Origin of the sequence: Streptomyces sp. NPDC002209, from assembly GCF_042890265.1 — a bacterium.
GTDB lineage: Bacteria > Actinomycetota > Actinomycetes > Streptomycetales > Streptomycetaceae > Streptomyces.
The window spans coordinates 1-19,953 of sequence record NZ_JBIARX010000006.1; the positions used below are offsets into that span (position 1 = coordinate 1).

Sequence of the window (19,953 nt, forward strand, 5' to 3'; positions counted from 1 at the left end):
AAGTGGACGGGGTATCAACTTCTGGCGTTGATTTTTGGCACGCTGTTGAGTTCTCAAGGAACGGACGCTTCCTTTGTACTCACCCTCTCGGGCTTTCCTCCGGGCTTCGTTCTTCGTTTCCGACTCTATCAGATCCTTTCGGGCCTGACCCCCAGTCAGCGGGGTTTGTCTTCCGGGCTGTTGGGCCCTTCCGACTCCCTGAACTCTAGTGGATTTCCCGGTCGATTCATAATCGGCCTTCGGAAATTAATTCGGGCATGCCGAATTCGTTCCCGGTGGGAGATCGTGCTGAGTTGGGTGCCGCAACGAGGCGGCGGGATTCGTTGTCGCCAAAACCTTCCGGCTCAGGGACAACTCGAAGAACCTTACGGACCCGCGGGGTCGGTGTCAACCCCGCAGTTGGCGGGCCCGTCAGCTCGGCGACTGGAGGTCCTCCACGCGGTCCAGGAGCCGGGTGAGCATGTCGCCCAGCACGCCCCGTTCCGCCGTGGAGAGGTCCTGGAGGAGGTCCTCCTCGAAGACCGTGGCCGCTCGCATGGCGTCGAGCCACTTGCTGCGGCCCTCGTCCGTGAGCTCCACGATCACGCGGACGCGGTTGGACTCGTCCCGCTCGCGCGTCACCAGTCCTTCCGCCGTCATGCGGTCGATCCGGTGGGTCATCGCCGCCGGCGTGAGGCCCAGCTGCTTCGCGAGCTCGCTCGGTCCCATCCGGTACGGGGCTCCGGAGATGACGAGGGCCTTGAGGACCTCCCACTCCGCGTTGCTGATGCCCAGTGCGGCGGTCTGGCGTCCGTACGCGACGTTCATGCGGCGGTTCAGCCGACTCAGTGCCGAGACCACCTTCTCGACCTGGGGATCGAGGTCCTGGAACTCGCGCTGATAGACGGCGATCTGCTCGTCGAGGCTCGGCTCATGGACGGGCGCAGTGCCGTCGGGGGTGTCACCCATGGTTCGAAGTATCGCATGAGCCCGTTGGCGTCTAACTCCTTCGATGTGTAGAGTTAAGGGTCGAAGTTTAGCTATGAAGTCTTCGGGCTTCAGTTCTTAAGGCAGGTGAGAAGTGACCAAGGTGATGGGCGCTGCGATGCGGCGGATCCAGGCCGGCAACGCGTTGACCGCGTTCGGCATCGGTTTCACGGTTCCGTTCCTCTACATCTACGTGGCGCAGGTGCGAGGTCTGGGCTCCATGGCGGCCACGAGTGCGTTCGTGGCCTTCGCGGTGAGTGCTCTGGTCGCGCTGCCCCTCACCGGTCGGGTCATCGACCGCCGAGGTCCCGTCCCCGTGGTCATCGGTGCCGCCGTCGCCGCGTCGGCGGGCGCCCTGTCGCTCGGGCTCTCCACCGGCGTCGTGCCGATCCTGCTGTCCGCCCTGGCGCTCGGCGCCGGGCAGGCCGTGATGCAGCCGGCGCTGGCCACGATGATCGTGTGGTGCTCGACCCCGAGCACCCGGACGCGTGCCTTCGCCCTGCAGTTCTTCATGCAGAACCTGGGCCTGGGCATCGGCGGTCTCATCGGCGGCCAGATCGTCGACGAGAGCCGGCCCGCCAGCTTCACCCTGCTGTTCGGCATCGAGGCCGTGATGTTCCTGGTCCTGGCCGGGGTCATCCTCACCGTGCGGATGCCGCACGCGCCGAGCATCAAGGACGCCGTGCCGCGGGACGAGTCCCGGGCGGGCGGCGCGTGGAAGCGGCTGCTCGAGCACAAGGCCATGGTCAAGCTGCTCGTACTGGGCTTCGTGATCTTCTTCGCCTGCTACGGGCAGTTCGAGTCCGGGCTCGCCGCCTTCGGTACCGAGGCCGCCGGGATCTCCCCGTCCACCCTCGGCTTCGCGCTGGCCGCCAACACCGGTGCGATCGTCGTGGCGCAGTTCGTCGTGCTGAAGCTGGTCGAGAAGCGCCGCCGGTCGCGCGTGATCGCGCTGGTCGGGCTGATCTGGACCGTCGCGTGGCTGATCGCCGGGTTCTCGGGCCTCGGGCACGGCAGCGCGATGATGGCCGCGGCCGCGTTCATCACGACGTACGGGCTCTTCGGCATCGGCGAGGCGATGCTGTCGCCGACCCTGGCCCCGCTGGTGGCCGACCTGGCGCCGGAGGGCTCGGTGGGCCAGTACAACTCCGCCTTCGCGCTGGTCAAGCAGATGGCGCTGGCCCTGGGGCCGCTGGGCGTGCCGCTCGGGGCGGGCGTGCCGATGCTCTACATCGGGGTGTTCGTCGTGGTCTCGCTGGGGATCGCGTGCCTGGCGCTGCGGCTCGGCAAGCAGCTGAGCCCGGTGCAGGACAGGCCGTCGCTGCTGAAGCGCGAGGCGGCGGCGGTGGCCGTGAAGGCCGCCGAGCCGGAGCGCGTGCCCGCGTAGGCGATACGTGGACCGTGTAGGAGATACGGGAAGGGCCCGGTCCTCGAGGACCGGGCCCTTCCCGTTTCCGTTACTTGTCCGGCAGGGCGAACTCGCACCAGACGGCCTTGCCGCCGCCCGGGGTGCGGCGGGAACCCCAGGAGGAGGCGATCGTCGCGACGATCGAGATGCCGCGGCCGGTCTCGTCGGCCGGTTCGGCGCGGCGGCGGCGCGGGAGGTGGTCGTCCCCGTCGGTGACCTCGATGATCAGGCGGCGGTCGGTGCGGCGCAGCCGCAGCCGCATCGGCGGGGTGCCGTGCTGGAGGGAGTTCGCGACGAGCTCGCTCGCGGCGAGGACGCCGAGGTCGCACAGTTCGACCGGGAAGCGCCAGGAGGCGAGGACTCCGGATGCGAAGGCGCGGGCGCGCGGGGCGGCCTCGATGCCGCCGAGGAGTTCCAGGGCGGCGTTGTGGAACAGCTCGGCGTCGGCTCCGGTGCGGGCGGGCTGCTGGAGGACCATGACGGCGACGTCGTCGTCGTGGTCGGCGTCGACGCCGAGGGCGCGCATGAGGCGGTCGCAGATGACGGCGGGGGTGCCCTGGGCGCCGGAGAGGGCGCGTTCCAGGGCGGCGACGCCCTCGTCGATGTCCTCGCCGCGCCGTTCGACCAGGCCGTCGGTGTAGAGGACGGCGGTGGAGCCGGGGCCGAGCGCGATGGTGCCCGAGGTGTGCAGCCAGCCGCCGGTGCCGAGCGGCGGGCCGGTGGGGTCGGCGGCTCTGCGTACGGTGCCGTCCTCGTCGCGGACGAGGATCGGGAGGTGGCCGGCGGAGGCGTACGCGAGGAGGCCCTCGTTGGGGTCGTGGACGGCGTACACGCAGGTCGCGATCTGGCTGGCGTCGATCTCGGCGGCGAGCCCGTCCAGGAGCTGGAGCACCTCGTGCGGGGGCAGGTCGAGGCGGGCGTAGGCGCGGACGGCGGTGCGCAGCTGGCCCATGACGGCGGCGGCGCGGACCCCGCGGCCCATGACGTCGCCGATGACGAGGGCGGTGCGGCCGGCGCCGAGGGTGATGACGTCGTACCAGTCGCCGCCGACGGCGGCTTCGGTGCCGCCGGGCTGGTAGGTGGCGGCGATGCGGAGGTCGTCGGGCTGCTCGAGTTCCTGCGGGAGGAGGGAGCGCTGGAGGGTGACGGCCGCTTCGCGCTGGCGGCGCTCGCTGGCGCGCAGCCGTTCGACGACTTCGGCGTGGTCGGTGACGTCGGCGAGGTGGATGAGGACCCCGGTGTGGTGGGGGTCGGTCCCGTTTTCGGTGTCGGCCTTGGGGAACTCGACGGGGGTGCAGGTGACCGTGTACGAGCTGGCGCCGCCGGGGGCGGTGCGGTTCTTGGCGGTACGGGGCTTGCCGCTGCGCTGGACCTGGTCGAGGAGCGGGAGGAGGCCGAGTTCGCCGAGTTCGGGGAGGGCCTCGTGGGCGGGTGCGCCGGTGGGGCGGGGGCCGAAGCCCGCGGTGTAGGCGTCGTTGAGGTAGGCGACGCGGTGCTCGGGGCCGTGGACGAGGGCGACGAGGGCCGGGAGCCGGCCGAGGACCTCCCGTACGGAGAGCTCGTCGAGGGAGGGCACGGCGGCGAGGACGCCGGTGCCCGAGCCGGTGCCCGTGCCTGCGCCCGAGCCGGTGCCGCAGACCGTGGGGTCCGCGGGGTCGGCCCCACAGCCGTCCGGCGCCGTGGCCGGGCGGGCGGCGGCGCCGCGGGCTGCCGGGACGGCGCCCTCACCCCGCTTGGCCTGGGCGGCGGCGTGTTCGGACCGGGCGGCGGCGCGGCGCTGCGTTCCGGGAAAACGGGCGCTCCAGCGCGTGAAGTTCACTGCGTTCAAGCCTCGTGGTGTCGCAAGTGGTCGCTGTGCTTCTCGTGGTCGGTCGCTGGCCGGTGTCGCTCGGTGGTGTCACGGTGAACGTCACTGTGCGCAGGTACGAGCCCACCTATGGTCACACGTCCAGTGTGGCCGACCGCACTGACAACGTCAGTCCTGGCTGTCCTTCGGGGGGTTGGGGGCGGGCGGGGGCGGGGTGTGTCTGTGGCCGTGTCCGGCGGCGAGTTCGAATTCTGCCCTGGGGTGTTCGAGGGAGCCGAGGGAGACGATCTCACGCTTGAAGAGGCCCGAGAGGGTCCATTCGGCCAGGACGCGCATTTTGCGATTGAACGTGGGGATCCGGCTGAGGTGGTAAGTGCGGTGCATCAGCCAGGCGGGGTAGGCCTTGAGCTTGCGGCCGTAGATGTGGGCGACGCCCTTGTGGAGGCCCAGGGAGGCCACGGAGCCCGCGTACTTGTGGGCGTATTCGGTCAGGAGTTCCCCGCGCAGGGAGGCCAGCAGGTTGTCGGCGAGGACCTTGGCCTGGCGGACGGCGTGCTGCGCGTTGGGGGCGCAGTCGACGCCGGGTTCGTCGGCGGTGATGTCGGGGACGGCGGCGGCGTCGCCGGCGGCCCAGGCGTGTTCGACGCCGTCGACGGTGAGGAAGGCGGTGCAGGTGAGGCGGCCGCGCTCGTTGCGCGGGAGGTCGGAGGCGGCGAGGACCGGGTGCGGTTTGACTCCGGCGGTCCACACGACGGTGCGGGTGGGGAAGCGGGCGCCGTCGCTGAGGACGGCGACGCGGTTCTCGCAGGATTCGAGCCGGGTCTCGAGGCGGACGTCGATGTTCCGGCGGCGCAGTTCGCGGATCGTGTAGACGCCCAGTTCGGGGCCGACCTCGGGGAGGATGTGGTCGCTGGCCTCGACCAGCACCCACTTCATGTCCTCGGGTTTGACGTTGTGGTAGTAGCGGGCCGCGTAGCGGGCCATGTCCTCGAGTTCGCCGAGGGCTTCGACTCCCGCGTAGCCGCCGCCGACGAAGACGAAGGTGAGGGCGGCGTCGCGGAGGGCGGGGTCACGGGTGGAGGAGGCGATGTCCATCTGCTCGATGACGTGGTTGCGCAGGCCGATGGCCTCTTCCACGGTCTTGAAGCCGATGGCGTAGTCGGCGAGTCCCGGGATGGGCAGTGCGCGGGAGACGGATCCGGGGGCGACGACGATTTCGTCGTACTCGAGCTCCTGGGCGCCGGTGCCCTCGTCGGCGGTGGCGAGGGTGCTGACGGTCGCGGTCCGCTTGGCGTGGTCGATGCGCTGGACCTCGCCGATGACGATGCGGCACTTGTCGAGGACGCGCCGGAGCGGGACGACGACGTGGCGTGGGGAGATGGAGCCGGCGGCCGCCTCCGGGAGGAAGGGCTGGTACGTCATGTAGGGCTCGGGACTGACCACCGTGACCTCGGCTTCGCCGGCTCTGAGCTTTCGCTGGAGCCGGAGAGCCGTGTACATGCCGACGTAGCCCCCGCCGACGACGAGGATGCGCGTGCGGGGCGGGGTACCGGGGGCCGTGCCCCGGGAGTTAGCAGCCTTCACCATCCCATGACGCAACGTGGCCGGGAGTTTGTCCACAGGCCTGACACATTGTGTGACCGGAGGGGACGCCGGTACGGGGCTGTCGGACCTCCGGAGCGGGGGTGGAGTTCCGCAGGTCAGGGGGTGCGGAGAGGGTGATTCCGGTGGCTTGGATCGGAAAAGTGGGGGTGAATGCTCCGATCGGGCGGTGGTCCGTCCGGGGCTGCCTCTTCTGAATTGACTCTGGCTCAACTATGTTCGTATCTCGTCGAGGAGTAAGACCGGGGCCCACATGACCGTGGCCCACCTCGGCACGAAGGCGGGGAGTGTCTCCGGGGGGAGACAAATGATTACCGGGGGATACATATGAACATTTCCGATTTCCATGGTTCTGCGACCGCACTCTCGAGCGAGAGCAACGGTCGTGTGATGACAGGCGGCACCACGCACGGTGTGGGTCGCTCCACGCCGCTGCGCGTCGACGCCCAGCGCAACCTCGAGCACGTGCTGCGTGCGGCGCGCGAGGTGTTCGGCGAGCTGGGCTACGGGGCCCCGATGGAGGACGTGGCGCGCCGCGCACGCGTCGGCGTCGGCACCGTGTACCGGCGCTTCCCGAGCAAGGACGTCCTGGTCCGCCGGATAGCCGAGGAAGAGACCGCCCGGCTGACCGAGCAGGCAAGGACCGCGCTGGGCCAGGAGGAGGAGCCGTGGCAGGCGCTGTCGCGCTTCCTGCGCACCTCCGTGGCCTCGGGCGCCGGGCGGCTGCTGCCGCCGCAGGTGCTGCGGGTCGGGTCGGCGAGCGAGGACGGCCTCGAGGAGCCGGAGAAGGCCCGGGTTCCGCACCAGCGGCAGGCCGGTGTGACCGGCGGGGCTCCCGAGCTGCGCGTCGTGGGCTCGCGGACTTCCCTCGAGGACGAGCCCTCGGAGGACGCGGGTGCGGGTGCGCTGCTCGAGGTGGTCGGCCGGCTGGTCGACCGCGCCCGGGAGGCCGGTGAGCTGCGCGGCGATGTCACGGTGGCCGATGTGCTGCTGGTGATAGCGACGGCCGCCCCGGCCCTGCCGGACGCGGCGCAGCAGGCGGCGGCCTCGTCCCGGCTGCTCGACATCCTGCTCGAAGGGCTGCGGTCCCGGACGGTCTGAGCCGTACGGGAGCCGGTCCTCGCGGAGGCCCTCGCAGGGGTGCGTGCGGATGCCCGCTCCACCCGCCGACCGGTTCGTCGAACGAATCCCCGAACGGCCGCTCACTCGAAGGAGTGAGGGCCGGGTACGGGGATTCACCGGCCGCTGCCCGGACGGGTGGATGGCGTGGAGAGGGGTTCGGCGCGCGCCCCCCGTGTGACACGCTTGAACGGTGTACCGGGTGAGTGTGTCGGGCGGGGGCTTCCGCGATGAGCGTTGACGGTCGGGAAGAGCCGCTCGGTGGTGCCGGCGCGTTCGGTGGTGCCGGCGGCGAGGCCGGGGTGGACGGCCCGGTCGCGGGCCAGGTCCCGGCTCAGCGCGAACCGCGCGGGCGGCATGCGGGGTCGCGGCGCTCCGGCGGCGAGCTGCCGCCGTCCGACGGCGAGTTGATCGCCCGGATGCGCGGGGGCGACGACGGTGCGTACGAGGAGCTGTTCCTCCGGCACGCCGATTCGGTACGGCGCTACGCGCGGACGTGCTGCCGTGACGGGCACACGGCCGAGGACCTGACCGCGGAGGTGTTCGCCCGGACGCTGCAGGCGGTACGGGGCGGGGCCGGGCCGGACCAGTCGGTGCGCGCGTATCTGCTGACGACCGTGCGGCGGGTCGCGGCGGCCTGGGCGAAGACGTCCCGGCGGGAGCATCTCGTCGAGGACTTCGCGGTGTTCGCGGAGCAGGCGGCCGCGGGATCCGAGGTCGGCGGCGGGCTGTCCGGTCTGTCCGGGGACGACACCCTCGAACTGGGCGCGGACGTCCGGGCGATGCGCGTGGCCGAGCAGTCGCTGGCCATGCAGGCCTTTCGGAGCCTGCCCGAGCGGTGGCAGGCCGTGCTGTGGCACACCACCGTCGAGGACGCCTCGCCGAGTGCGATCGCGCCGCTGTTCGGACTGAGCGCCAACGCGACGGCGGTGCTGGCCAGCCGGGCCCGTGAAGGGCTCAAGCAGGCCTATCTGCAGGCGCATGTGAGCTCGGCGCTCAGTGCGGGCGGGGACTGTGCGCGGTACGCGGACCGGCTGGGGGCGTATGCCCGCGGCGGGCTGCGGATGCGGGCGGAGCGGGGGCTGCGCGGGCACCTGGAGGGGTGCGCCAAGTGCCGGCTCGCCGCCGGGGAGCTCAAGGACGTCAACGCGGGCATTCCCGCGCTGCTGCCCGTCGCGGTCATCGGGTGGTTCGCCGCCGGGTACGCGGCGAAGGCGGCCGGGGTCGTGGCCGGCGGGGCCGTTGCCGCCGGGGGCGTGGGGGCTGCGGCCGCGGCCTCGGGCGGATCGGCCGCCGGACCGTCCGCCGGGGCGGGTGCCGCCGGGGTCGGGGCCGCCGGCGGGAGCGCGGGTGCCGGGGCCGGGGCTGCCGGGGCCGGTGGCGGCGCCGGGGGTGCCGCCACCGGGGTCGGCGGTGCGGTGGTGTCCGAGGGGCTCGGGCTGCCGGTCAAGGCCGCCATCGCCGCCGGGATCGCCGTCGCCGCGGCCGCCGGGGTGGTGTTCGCGCTGGCCGGGGACGATCCCGACCCGGGGGTCGTGGCGCAGCCGGCGCCGAGTGTGGCCGCGCCCGTGGTGCCGCTGGTCCCGGCTCCGCGCACCCCGGCTCCGGCCGATGCCGAGCCGCCGACCGCGCAGGGCTCCGTACCGTCCGCGCCGCCCGCGACTCCCGCGTCCGCGACCCCCTCCGCGCCGGAGCCGAAGGCCCCGGCCCCGCCGGTGTCCCGGACGCCCTCGCCGAAGCCCTCGCCGACGCCGAGCCCCGTACCGAGCCCCGCACCGAGCCGGAGTCCGGCCAAGCCGTCCCCATCCCCGTCCCCGCCGAAGCCCACTCAGGGGTTCCGGCTGGCGGGGCTCGAACACTCCGCGTTCGGCGACCACAGCGGTCCCGAGCTGCAGACCTGGCGCAGCAGCTGGGTGTGGCAGCGGTGGGGGCTGCGGATCGCGGACCGGCGGTTCGCGCAGGGGATCACCGTGAACTCCCGTTCCTCGGTGGAGATCACCCTCAACCGGCAGTGCACGGAGTTCTCGGCGCGGGCCGGGGTGGACGACCTGTCGCTGTTCACCGACGGCACGGTGCGCTTCTCCGTCTACGCCGACGGGCAGCGGCTGTGGCGGTCGGGCGCCCTCGGGTACGGGGATCCGGCGGCCGCCGTCGACGTCTCCCTGGCCGGGCACAAGACGCTGCGGCTGGTGGTGGAGCAGGCCGGGCAGGGCAGCCTGCCGACGCTGGCGAGCTGGGCCGACGCCGTGATCAGCTGCCGGTGACCTGCGTGGCGAGGGTGACGAGGGTGGCGACCTCGGCCGGGGAGAGCCCGGCGCCCGCCGCCGCCTCCTGCTCGTAGCGGTCGGGACCCAGCACGGCGCGGGTGTCGTCCGGGAGTCCGCCGACGGCGGCCTGTTCCGGGACCGAGCGCGGGTGCCCCGCGCGCCAGGCGGTGGCCGCCGCGAGTGCCCGTACGGCCTCGGCACTGCGCCCGGCGGCGGCCAGCAGCACGGCCGCGGTGTCGGCGAGCGAGGCGAGCACGCGCTCGGCACAGTGTGCGGCGACCGCGGCGGCCAGGACCGGCCCGAGCTTCGCGAGGCCGGCCTGCGGACCGTGTGCGCGGGCGGTCAGGACCGCGTCGATGTTGCCGAGCCCGGCGGTGAGCTGCGGGGGCGCCGCGATCTTTTCGCAGGCGGCGCGAGCCAGCTCGCACTCGGCACGGGCCCGCCCGAGGTCCCCGCGGACGAGGGCGAGCATCGCCGCGAGCATGCCGCCGTAGGCCCGGACGTCGTACACCCCGCCGTAGGGCTCGACTTCGCGGGCGACGTCGGCCAGCAGCTGCTCGGCGCCGTCGAAGTCTCCGGAGCAGAAGGCGGACTCGGCGATCCGGGCGATGGCGAAGGGCACCTCGGTGTGGGCCCCGACCTCACGGGCGAGGCGCAGGCACTCCTCGTACTCGGCGCGGGCCCAGTCGTACCGGCTGCGGGAGAGCGCGACCTCGCCGGCGGCGCTCGCCACCTGGGCACGGGTCCAGCGGTCGCCGACGCGGTGGGCAATCTCGTGCAGTTCGGCGAGGTCGGCGTCGACGGACGACAGGCCGCCGGTGAGGTCGATGGTCACGTGGGTGCGGAGCATGAGGGTGAGGCCCAGTTCCCAGTCGCCGCCGTAGCGGCGGCAGTTGTCGACCATCTTGGCGAGCCCGTCGCGGACGTCGCGGGTGTCACCGGTGAGGAACGTGGTCATCGGCCAGAGCATGCCGGGGAAGCGGGCGGTTTCGGGGCCGGCGTTCCGGAAGACCTGCTGGATGCGGTCGGCGAGGGCGATGTTCTGCGGGGTGCGGAACTCCTCGGGCGCGTGGCCCTCGGCGAGGAGCAGGACGCGCAGCATCTGCGTACGCATGAAGCGCCAGTACTCGGGGGTGCCCTCGGGCGGCTCGGCGGCGTGGCATTCCAGGACCCGGGCCGCCCATTGCGCGCCCTCGGTGCGGTAGTTGCGCAGCCACCAGAACCAGCCGAGGGCGAGGGTGAAGCGCAGACCCGTCTCGGCGGCGCCGGTTTCGGTGGTGTGCAGGAGCGCGGCGCGGAGGTTGTCGAGCTCGGTCTCGATGCGGCGGATCCAGGGGAGCTGGTCGGCCGAGCGCAGGAGGGGTTCGGCCTTCTCGGCGAGGGCCAGGAAGTGTGCGGCGTGGCGGTGGGCGGCGGCGCTGCGGTCGGGCGCGTGTGCGGCCGCGCGTTCGGCGGCGTACTCGTGGATGGTCTCGAGCATGTGGTAGCGCATGCCGCTGCCGTCCGGGCCGGGGGTGGCGACGACGAGGGACTTGTCCACGAGGGAGCCGAGGACGTCGGCGACGTCGAGGGTGTCGTCCGTGCAGACCGCTTCGGCGGCGGGGAGGTCGCAGCCGCCGGCGAAGACGGAGAGGCGGCGCAGGACGGCCCGCTCGGGCTCGTCCAGCAGGTCCCAGGACCAGTCGACGACGGCGCGCAGGGTCTGCTGGCGGGGCAGGACGGTACGGGCGCCGCTGGTCAGGAGGCGGAAGCGGTCGTCGAGGCGGTCGGCGATCTGGCGCGGGGTGAGCAGCCGCAGCCGGGCCGCGGCCAGCTCGATGGCGAGCGGCAGCCCGTCGAGGCGGGCGCAGATCTCGGCGACGGCGGCCGGGTCCTCGGCGGGGGTGAAGCCGGGGCGGACGGCGGCGGCGCGCTCGGCGAAGAGACGGTGTGCGGGGTCGGGCGGCAGCGGGTCGACGGGGCGGACCGTTTCGCCGGGCACGCCGAGGGGTTCGCGGCTGGTGGCCAGGATCCGGACGCCGGGGCAGTGCGTGAGGAGGCGCTCGGCGAGTTCGGCGGCGGCGCCGATGACGTGCTCGCAGTTGTCGAGGACGAGGAGCAGGCGGCGGCTCGCGCAGTGCTCGACGAGCTGGGCGGCGGGGTCGGCGGCGGCGGTCTTCTCGCGGGCCACCAGGGTGTTCTCGCGCAGGCCGAGGGCGCTGAGGACGGCGCCGGGGACGGCGGCGGGGTGGTCGAGGCGGGCGAGTTCGACGAGCCAGCCGGGTTCGGGGTGGGCGGAGGCCGCGTGCTCGGCGAGCCGGGTTTTCCCGGATCCGCCGGGTCCGGTGAGGGTGACGAGGCGGAGGCGGGCCAGGTCGGTGTGCAGGGCGGCCAGTTCGGGCTCGCGGCCGACGAAGGAGGTGAGGCGGGGACGAAGGTTGCCGGCCGGCTCCGGCGGGGGCGCGGGGGATGCCGGGGGCGCGGTTGCCGCCGGGGGCGCCCCGGCTGCGCGGTGCGCGGGAGATGCCGGGGGCGCGGGGTACGCCGAGGGCGCGGTGGCCGGGGGCGCGGTTGCCGGGGGCGCGGGGGATGCCGGGGGTGCCACGCCGGCTGCGGGCTGCGCGGGAGATGCCGGGGACGCGGGGGCCGGGGGCGCCGGGGACGCGGGGGCCGGGGGCGCCGGGGACGCGGGGGCCGGGGGCGCCGGGGACGCGGGGTACGCCGAGGGCCCGGTGGCCGGGTGGGCCGGGGGCGCGGGGGCCGGGGGCGCGGGCCGGAGCAGCTCTGCGTGCAGGGCGGCGAGTTCGGGACCGGGGTCGGCGCCGAGGGCGTCGGCGAGGGTGCGGCGGGTGCGCTCGTACGCGGCGAGGGCGTCGGCGGGGCGGCCGGCCGCCCGCAGCGCGCGGAGCTGGTGGGCGCGCAGGGGCTCGTCGTACGGGTGCTCCCGGATCAGCGCCTCGATCTCCGGGAGGAGGGACGCCGGGTCGGTGGCGCCGCTGCGGAGCTCGGCGTCGATCCGGGCGCGCAGGGCGGCGGTGCGGTGCGCTTCGGGGGCGGCGGCGTGGGCGCTGCGCGCGTGCTCGGGCAGGTCGGCGAGGGCGGGGCCGCGCCAGAGGGCGAGGGCGGTGCGGAGGGTTCCGGCGGCGGTGGCGGGGTCGGCGGCCAGCTCCTGGGCGCCTTGGCGGGCGAGCCGGGTGAACCGGTGCAGGTCGATGTCGTCGCGGTCGGCGACGGCGAGGCGGTAGCCGCCGGCGGGTCCGGCGTGGACGGTGTGCCGGCCGCCGAGGGCCCGGCGGAGCCGGCCGACGAGGGCCTGCAGGGCGGCGGGGGCGTCCTGGGGCGGGTCGTCGCCCCAGACCTCGTCGACGAGGTCGGCGACGGAGGCGGTGGCAGAGGCGGAAGCGGAGGCGGTCCGCGCGCCGGCCGCGGCGCGGAGCGCGAGGGCGGTGAGGAGCGCGCGCAGGCGGGCGCCGCCGATGGGGAGGGGGGCGCCGGTCTCGTCACGGGCTTCGGTGACGCCGAGGATGAGATACCGCACCGGACAATTCTGCCTTGCCGCCGGCCGACGTGACGGGGAGTTTCGGCGCGGTCGGCTGCGAGGGGCGGTCGTGTCGCTGCGCGGGGCCGGTCGCGCGGACCGGGTTAACCCGCAGGCAGGCCCGCGGCCGCCCCCGCCCGCCGGGCGGACTGCCGGACACGGCCTGCAGGCCGTCCTCCCCAACCATCACACCGGCCGGGGTGCCGGGGAGTTTCGCCGCGGTCGGCTGGGAGGCGGTGGTGTCGCTGGTCGGGGCCGGTCGCGCGGACCGGGTTACCTCGCAGGCAGGCCCGCGGCCGCCCCGCCGGGCGGACTGCCGGACGCGGCCTGCGGGCCGTCCTCCCCAACGGTCACGACGGCCCCGCCCTTCGCCTCAGGGCTACCGGACGCGGCCTGCGGGCCGTCCGCCCCAACCGTCACGCCGGCCGGGGTGCCGGGGAGTTTCGGCGCGGTCGGCTGGGAGGCGGTGGTGTCGCTGCGCGGGGCCGGTCGCGCGGACCGGGTTGCCCCGCAGGCAGGCCCGCGGCCGCCCCTGCCCGCCGGGCGGACTGCCGGACGCGGCCTGCGGGCCGTCCTCCCCAACGGTCACGACGGCCTCGCCCTTCGCCTCCGGGCCGCCGGGCTGCCGGGCTGCGGACTGCCGGACTGCCGGACTGCCGGACGCAGCCTGCAGGCCCTCTGCCCCAACGGTCACAACGGCCTCGCCGTTCGCCTCCGGGCTACCGGGCTGCCGGACGCCGGACGCAGCCTGCAGGCCCTCCGCCCCATCGGCCACGACGGCCTCGCCATTCGCCTCCGGGCTGCCGGAGGCGGCCTGCGGGCCGTCCGCCCCAACCGTCACGACGGCCTCGAAGTTCGCCTGCCCCGCCTGCCCGCAGTGACCCACCGCACCGGCCACCACCCACATGCCAGGACGCACGTCGGCGACAGCCCCCTGCCCGCACACCGGCCATCAGTGGTGCGGGCCCGTAGTGGCGGGTGTCGATCACAGCGGTCAGGCCCGGTACGAGCGGGCGGCAGGGGAGAGGGGCGGGCCGCTGGGCCTGCCGTGCGCGTGTCCGCGTCGGGTCTTCCTGCTCCCGCGTCCGCGGCTCCCGCCCCTTCGGCCCGGCGCCGGCGGCCGCGTGCGGCCCGGCCGGGCCCCGCGTCGGTACGCACAGGGCGTCCCGCACCCGGCCGCGGGGCCGAACCGCCCGGTACGCGGCCAGGGGCAGACGACCAGTACGCGGCCAGGGACAGACGACCGGTGCGCGGTCGGCCCGAAGCCCGGTGCGCGGCCGCGGCAGCCTGGCCGGGCCGGTCAGGAGAGGGCTGGGCGGGGGATGGGGACGCCCTGGGGGACGGCTCGGCGGCGGGGGGTGGACGTACCCGTCCAGCAGGTGCCGCGGCGGGCCAGGAGGCGGCCCAGCCACAGTTCCATCGAGACGAGTTCCGCAAGGCCGTCCAGGGGGACGGGGCGGCCCTCCGCCGCGTCCAGCAGGGCCTGTTGGACCACCCGGGCCTCGATCAGGCCCGCGTCCGCCAGCAGCGGGGACGCGAAGAGGGCCAGCAAAGAGGTGAGCGCTGCGCGCAGGCCCACTCGGGTCGCCGTTTCGTTCGGGGTGTGTGCCGGGGCGCCCCAGCCCGGCGGGAGTTCGCGTACGCCCGCCGACGAGAGGACGCTGCGCAGGATCGCGGCCCGGGCGCCGGGCTGGACGCGCAGGGATTCCGGGAGCGCGCGGGCGGCCCGTACGACCTGGTTGTCCAGGAACGGGGCGTGCAGGCGCTGGCTGCGGACCTCCACGGCCTGTTCGAACACCCGGTGGTCGGCCGCGTGCCGGGTCAGCGCAGCGCGCGCCCGGGCCTCGCCCGGGCGTAGCGACAGGGGCGGGCGGCCTGCGGCGGTGGCCAGGCGGATCGATACTTCCGCCAGGGCCTCCCCCGTCAGCCAGCCCGCCGCCGGGCCCGGGCGGGACCAGGTCAGGGCGGCCAGCGAGGCGTCCACCGGGTTCGAGGCGCCCCCCTCGATCGGCCCTTCGCGCAGCCGGGCCGCGGCCGCCTCCATGCCCGCGCGGTACGGCGTACGGGCGAGCCGGCGGGCCGCGGAGTAGACGGAGAACGGGACCAGGAGGGACAGCGCGGAGTCGCCCGGTGCCGAGCGGGCCAGGGCGGCGACCGGGCGCAGCAGGTGGCGTCGGCGGCGGTCCATCAGGAGGTCGGCCAGCCGGGCCGGGTGTGCGTCGAGGACCTGGCGGGCGCCGTGCCCGACGAAGTGGTCGGCCGAGCCGGCCGCCAGCCGGCGCCGCTCGCGGGCGGCGGTGACGAGGGAGGGGCCGGGTTCGTCGGTGAGGGGGCCGTCGAGTTCCGCGTACGGGAGGGCTTCCTCGGCGGCGGCCACGACCACGTGGTGCAGCCGGGGGTTGGCGGCGATGGCCCGGGCGCGTTCGAGTTCGGCCTCGCGGCCCTGGGGGGTGGCGAGGTCGTTGAAGGTGACGGCGAGGAGCCGTTCGCCGGACTGCTTCATCACCGTGCCGGGTGCGCCCGGAAGCCCGGCGGCGAGCAGGGCCAGGGTTGCGGAGGCGCTGCCTCCGGAGAGGTCGGCGCCGACACCGGGGACCGGCGCGGGTGCGCCCCGGGCCGCGCGCCGGTCGGCGGGGCCCATTCCGGGCACCGGGCCGGGGTCGTGGGGCAGTGTGTCGGGGGCATGCCGTGGTGCCGTGAGCCGGGCGCGCACGGCATCCACCAATGCTTCCCGTACGCCCTCCACCGCGCGCTCGGGATCGGCCGCGGGCGCCGCCACCGCGAGGGAGGCCACCGGCTCGTACCCGGTGATCTCGCGCGAGCCCTCGCGCAGGATCAGCGCGTGCCCCGGCGGGATGCGCCGTACGCCGACGTACGGTGTGCCGTCGCCCAGTGCCTCCGGGCTGTCGGGGCAGGCCAGCAGGGCCGCGAGATGGCCGATGTCGAGCTGCGCCTCGATGAGGTCGGCGAGCGGCAGCGCGGCGGTGGCGTACGCGGTACCGCCGGCCCAGGGCGTGTAGAACACGGGCCGCGCGCCCGCGAGGTCGCCGACGACGGTGATCCGGCGGCCGGTCTGGACGACGGCGGTGTAGCTGCCGGACCACTGGGTGAGGTGGCGCAGGGCTCCCCCGCGGGCGGCGAGGAGTGCGCGCCGCAGCTCGGCGTCGGTGGCGCCGCAGCAGCCGAGGACGGCGAGCCGGGTGAAGGGGTCTGCGGGGTCGGCGGCGAGGGTGCGGATCTCGTCGGGGCGCCAGTCGCCGACGGCCCAGAGGGGGTCGGGGTCTCCCCAGAGCAGTTGGGCGCCCACGGGGACGACGGTGCGTTCGGCGTCCCGGGCGGCCGGGTCGTCCGGGTGGTCGGCGTCCGCGATGCCACCGCTCAGGGGTCCGTCGGGGCCGCCGCGCACAGGTCCGTCGGAGCCCTGTCCGCCCTGGCCGGAGACCCGGCCGGCCGTGCCGAAGCTCGCGGCGATACTGCTCCACCCGACCAACCAGCGCACCGCCGCCTCCCCAGCCTGTGGGCAATTGACCGGGGCATGAACGGCATGGTCAGCGCAGAGGGCGCGGCCGACGGGACCCCGGGTGGCTCGGGGTCCATGCTGCCACGAGACGGGCGTGCGGGAGTGGCCGAGGAGGGCGCACGTGCAAACGAACATGCCTCGGCCACACGGTATTTGGCGTTCCGTTCCCACCGTCCCATAGGTCGGTTTCGGCCATTCTTCGGCCGTACTGAGTGCCGTCGCGCGCGCTGGGGCGCCCGACCGCAGCGGCGCGCGGGCGCGGTCCGGGAGACGGGATTCGCCCCCCGGACCGTTCCGCCACCCGCGGGGATTGAGGTAGCGGCATCCCCCGGCCCGCCGGATCCACGCAGCGGGCCGACCCACGCACGGCACATCGAATCGCCGGGCCCGGTGACCGGCCAGAGCGCACGGACGGGCGCACGGCCACACGCACGGAGCACGGGGGAGGGCGTACGCCCGCGGCGCGGGCCCCGGCCCGACTGTGCAGGCGGACAACAATCCCGCCATACGGAAGTCGGGGCCTTAACGCTTGGGAGGCGGGGAACTACGCTGGGTTTACGAAATGCCGGGCAACTATGCCCCGGCGGCGTATGCGTTGTGTGCGTTCCGCGTGTGACGAGGGGTGGCGCATGTCCAGGGAGCTCCGCGAGCCCAACGAGAAGCTCGGCGCCGTCCTCGCCCTCGCCGGCATCAGCAACGCCGGGCTGGCCCGGCGGGTCAACGACCTCGGCGCACAGCGCGGCCTGACGCTTCGTTACGACAAGACGTCGGTGGCCCGGTGGGTGTCCAAGGGGATGGTGCCGCAGGGCGCGGCCCCGCACCTGATCGCCGCCGCGATCGGCGCGAAGCTGGGGCGTCCGGTGCCGCTGCACGAGATCGGGCTGGCGGACGCGGACCCCGCACCCGAGGTCGGCCTGGCGTTCCCGCGGGACGTGGGCGAGGCGGTGCGCTCGGCCACCGATCTGTACCGGCTCGACCTCGCCGGGCGCCGGGGCGGTGGCGGGATCTGGCAGTCGCTGGCCGGTTCGTTCGCGGTGTCCGCGTACGCGACGCCCGCTTCGCGCTGGCTGATATCTCCGGCGGACGGTTCGGTGGCGCGCGAGCCCGCCCCGCCCCGCGAGACCGTGGCGTCGCGCGAGCCGGTGGCGAACACGGCGCCCGCGGCCCCGGCTCCGACCCCGGCCCCGGCACAGGGACCGACGGCCTCGCCGGCGTCGTCGCCGATGTCTTCGTCGTCTTCGTCAACGGGTCTGCCCGCGCAGTCTTCGGGTGAAACGCCGCACGCCCCGCCCGCACCGGTGCCGGCCGCCGTCGTGGGGCTGTCGGACCCGGCGCCGCAGCGCGTGGGCCACAGCGATGTGACCAAGCTGCGCGAGGCCGCCGAGGACGCGCGCCGCTGGGACTCCAAGTACGGCGGCGGGGACTGGCGTTCGTCGATGGTGCCCGAGTGCCTGCGCGTCGACGCGGCGCCGCTCCTGCTCGGCTCGTACAGCGACGACGTGGGCCGTGCGCTGTTCGGTGCGACCGCCGAACTGACCCGGCTGGCCGGGTGGATGGCCTTCGACACCGGCCAGCAGGAGGCGGCCCAGCGCTACTACATCCAGGCGCTGCGCCTGGCCCGCGCGGCCGCGGACGTACCGCTGGGCGGGTACGTGCTCGCCTCGATGTCGCTGCAGGCCACGTACCGGGACTTCCCGGACGAGGGCGTGGACCTCGCGCAGGCGGCGGTCGAACGCAACCGGGGGCTGGCCACCGCCCGCACCATGAGCTTCTTCCGGCTGGTCGAGGCCCGGGCGCATGCGAAGGCGGGCGATTCGGCGGCCGCCGGGGCGGCGCTGCGGGCGGCGGAGGGCTGGCTGGAGCGGGCGCGGGAGGGCGATCCGGATCCGACCTGGCTGGGTTTCTACTCGTACGACCGGTTCGCGGCGGATGCGGCGGAATGCTACCGGGACCTGAAACTGCCGCGGCAGGTGCGGCGCTTCACCGAGCAGGCGCTGTCGCGGCCGACGGAGGAGTACGTGCGCTCGCACGGGCTGCGGCTGGTGGTGAGCGCGGTCGCCGAGCTGGAGTCGGGCAACCTGGACGCGGCGTGCGCGGCCGGCACCCGGGCGGTGGAGGTCGCGGGCCGCATCTCCTCGGCGCGGACGACGGAGTACGTACGGGACCTGCTGCACCGGCTCGAGCCGTACGGGGACGAGCCGCGCGTGGCGGAGCTGCGGGAGCGGGCACGGCCGCTGTTGGTGGCCCCCGCATAGGGGTTGTCCGGCGGACCGGAGCCGCACGGCCACTGCGGCGGGAGCGCCTGCGGCGGTGGCCGGGAGACATCGGCGACCGGCGGCGACCCGGCGAGGCGTGGTGCCGGGCGGCCCGGGCCGGGGCATGATCCGCCGGAGACCCCCTTAACGCGTTGTCAGTGGCGGGGTGCAGTATGCAGGGGTGGGAGGTGGCAGCTTGGGCGGCGGCGTGGGCAGCGTGGGCAGGGTCGACTGCGATGTGCTGGTGATCGGCGGTGGAATCGTCGGCCTGTCGACGGCGCATGCCCTGGCACAGCTGGCCCCGGGGACGCGGGTGGTGGTGCTGGAGAAGGAGTCCGGCCCGGCCCGCCACCAGACGGGCCGCAACAGCGGGGTGATCCACAGCGGGATCTACTACCGGCCGGGATCGCTCAAGGCGCGCTTCGCGGTGCGCGGGGCCGCCGAGATGGTGAAGTTCTGCGCCGAGCACGGGATCGCCCACGAGGTCACCGGGAAGCTGATCGTCGCCACCGGGCGGGAGGAGCTGCCGCGGCTGCACGCACTGGTGCAGCGGGGCCGGGAGAACGGCATCCCGGTGCGCGAGCTGGGCCCGGCGCAGATCTCGGAGTACGAGCCGGAGGTGCGCGGCCTGGCCGCGATCCACGTCGGCACCACCGGGATCGTGGACTACGGGCAGGTGGCGCAGCAGCTGGCGGAGTCCTCCGGGGCGGAGATCGTGTACGGCGGGGCGGTGGATCTGATCTCGCGGCGGGCGTCGGGGGTGGCGGTCCGCACCACCTCCGGGCTGGTGGTCCGCTCCCGCGTCCTGGTGAACTGTGCGGGCCTGCAGTGCGACCGGGTCGCGCGGCTGGCCGGGGACGACCCCGGGATGCGGATCGTGCCGTTCCGTGGGGAGTACTACGACCTGGCGCGGCCCTCTCTGGTCCGGGGGCTGGTCTACCCGGTCCCGGATCCGGCGTTCCCCTTCCTCGGCGTGCACCTGACGCGCGGCATCGGGGGCGGGGTCCATGTCGGGCCCAACGCGGTGCCGGCGCTGGCCCGCGAGGGGTACGGGTGGGGCGTGGTCCGGCCGCGGGACCTCGCGGACGAGCTGGCCTGGCCGGGATCCTGGCGGATGGCCCGGCGGCACTGGCGGTACGGGGTGGGCGAGATCCACCGGTCGCTGTCGAAGCAGGCCTTCACGGAGGCGGTACGGCGGCTCCTGCCGGGGGTTTCGTCGGCGGACCTGGCTCCGGCCGGGGCCGGGGTGCGGGCGCAGGCCGTGCTGCGGGACGGGACGCTGGTGGACGACTTCCTGATCCGGGACGCGCCGCGGACGGTGCACGTCCTGAACGCCCCGTCGCCGGCCGCGACGGCCTCGCTCCCGATCGGCCGCGAGATCGCCCGCCGCGCCCTGACCACCCTCCGGGTCTCCTGACACCCTCCGGGTCTCCTGACACCCTCCGGGTCTCCTGACCCCGGTCCGGGTCTCCTGACGCCGGTCCCGGAGCGG

Annotated in this window: 10 protein-coding genes; 5 read left to right on the forward strand and 5 right to left on the reverse strand. The window is 74.8% G+C overall.

Annotated elements, in window-relative coordinates:
- Positions 1–411: 411 nt before the first annotated feature.
- Positions 412–948, reverse strand: a complete 537-nt coding sequence (locus ACFYXK_RS13815; protein ID WP_030292304.1) for a MarR family winged helix-turn-helix transcriptional regulator — start codon at positions 946–948, stop codon at positions 412–414.
- A 112-nt stretch (positions 949–1,060) separates the two neighbouring features.
- Between ACFYXK_RS13815 and ACFYXK_RS13820 the strand changes: the two genes are divergently transcribed.
- Positions 1,061–2,353, forward strand: coding sequence for an MFS transporter (locus ACFYXK_RS13820; protein ID WP_389411348.1), 1,293 nt, complete (start codon positions 1,061–1,063; stop codon positions 2,351–2,353).
- Between the two features lie 70 nt (positions 2,354–2,423).
- Here ACFYXK_RS13820 and ACFYXK_RS13825 read toward each other — a convergent pair whose 3' ends face one another.
- Positions 2,424–4,193, reverse strand: a complete 1,770-nt coding sequence (locus ACFYXK_RS13825) for a SpoIIE family protein phosphatase (protein WP_389411648.1) — start codon at positions 4,191–4,193, stop codon at positions 2,424–2,426.
- Between the two features lie 156 nt (positions 4,194–4,349).
- Positions 4,350–5,768, reverse strand: coding sequence for an NAD(P)/FAD-dependent oxidoreductase (locus ACFYXK_RS13830; RefSeq protein WP_389411349.1), 1,419 nt, complete (start codon positions 5,766–5,768; stop codon positions 4,350–4,352).
- A gap of 342 nt (positions 5,769–6,110) precedes the next feature.
- On the opposite strand from ACFYXK_RS13830, the gene ACFYXK_RS13835 reads away from it, so the two are divergent.
- Positions 6,111–6,884, forward strand: a complete 774-nt coding sequence (locus ACFYXK_RS13835) for a TetR/AcrR family transcriptional regulator (RefSeq protein WP_389411350.1) — start codon at positions 6,111–6,113, stop codon at positions 6,882–6,884.
- A gap of 248 nt (positions 6,885–7,132) precedes the next feature.
- A complete protein-coding gene (locus ACFYXK_RS13840; RefSeq protein ID WP_389411351.1) occupies positions 7,133–9,166 on the forward strand; it encodes a sigma-70 family RNA polymerase sigma factor in 2,034 nt (677 codons plus the stop codon).
- Here ACFYXK_RS13840 and ACFYXK_RS13845 read toward each other — a convergent pair.
- Positions 9,153–12,686, reverse strand: coding sequence for a BTAD domain-containing putative transcriptional regulator (locus ACFYXK_RS13845; RefSeq protein ID WP_389411352.1), 3,534 nt, complete (start codon positions 12,684–12,686; stop codon positions 9,153–9,155). The genes ACFYXK_RS13840 and ACFYXK_RS13845 overlap by 14 nt on opposite strands.
- Positions 12,687–13,986: 1,300 nt before the next feature.
- Positions 13,987–16,185, reverse strand: a complete 2,199-nt coding sequence (locus tag ACFYXK_RS13850) for an asparagine synthase-related protein (protein ID WP_389411353.1) — start codon at positions 16,183–16,185, stop codon at positions 13,987–13,989.
- Positions 16,186–16,835: 650 nt separating this feature from the next.
- Here ACFYXK_RS13850 and ACFYXK_RS13855 point away from each other — a divergent pair.
- Positions 16,836–18,461 carry a sporulation protein gene (locus tag ACFYXK_RS13855; protein WP_389411354.1) on the forward strand — a complete coding sequence of 542 codons (1,626 nt, stop codon included), beginning with the start codon at positions 16,836–16,838 and terminating at the stop codon, positions 18,459–18,461.
- A 181-nt stretch (positions 18,462–18,642) separates the two neighbouring features.
- Positions 18,643–19,878 carry an L-2-hydroxyglutarate oxidase gene (gene lhgO, locus ACFYXK_RS13860; RefSeq protein WP_389411355.1) on the forward strand — a complete coding sequence of 412 codons (1,236 nt, stop codon included), beginning with the start codon at positions 18,643–18,645 and terminating at the stop codon, positions 19,876–19,878.
- The last annotated feature ends 75 nt before the right edge of the window (positions 19,879–19,953 follow it).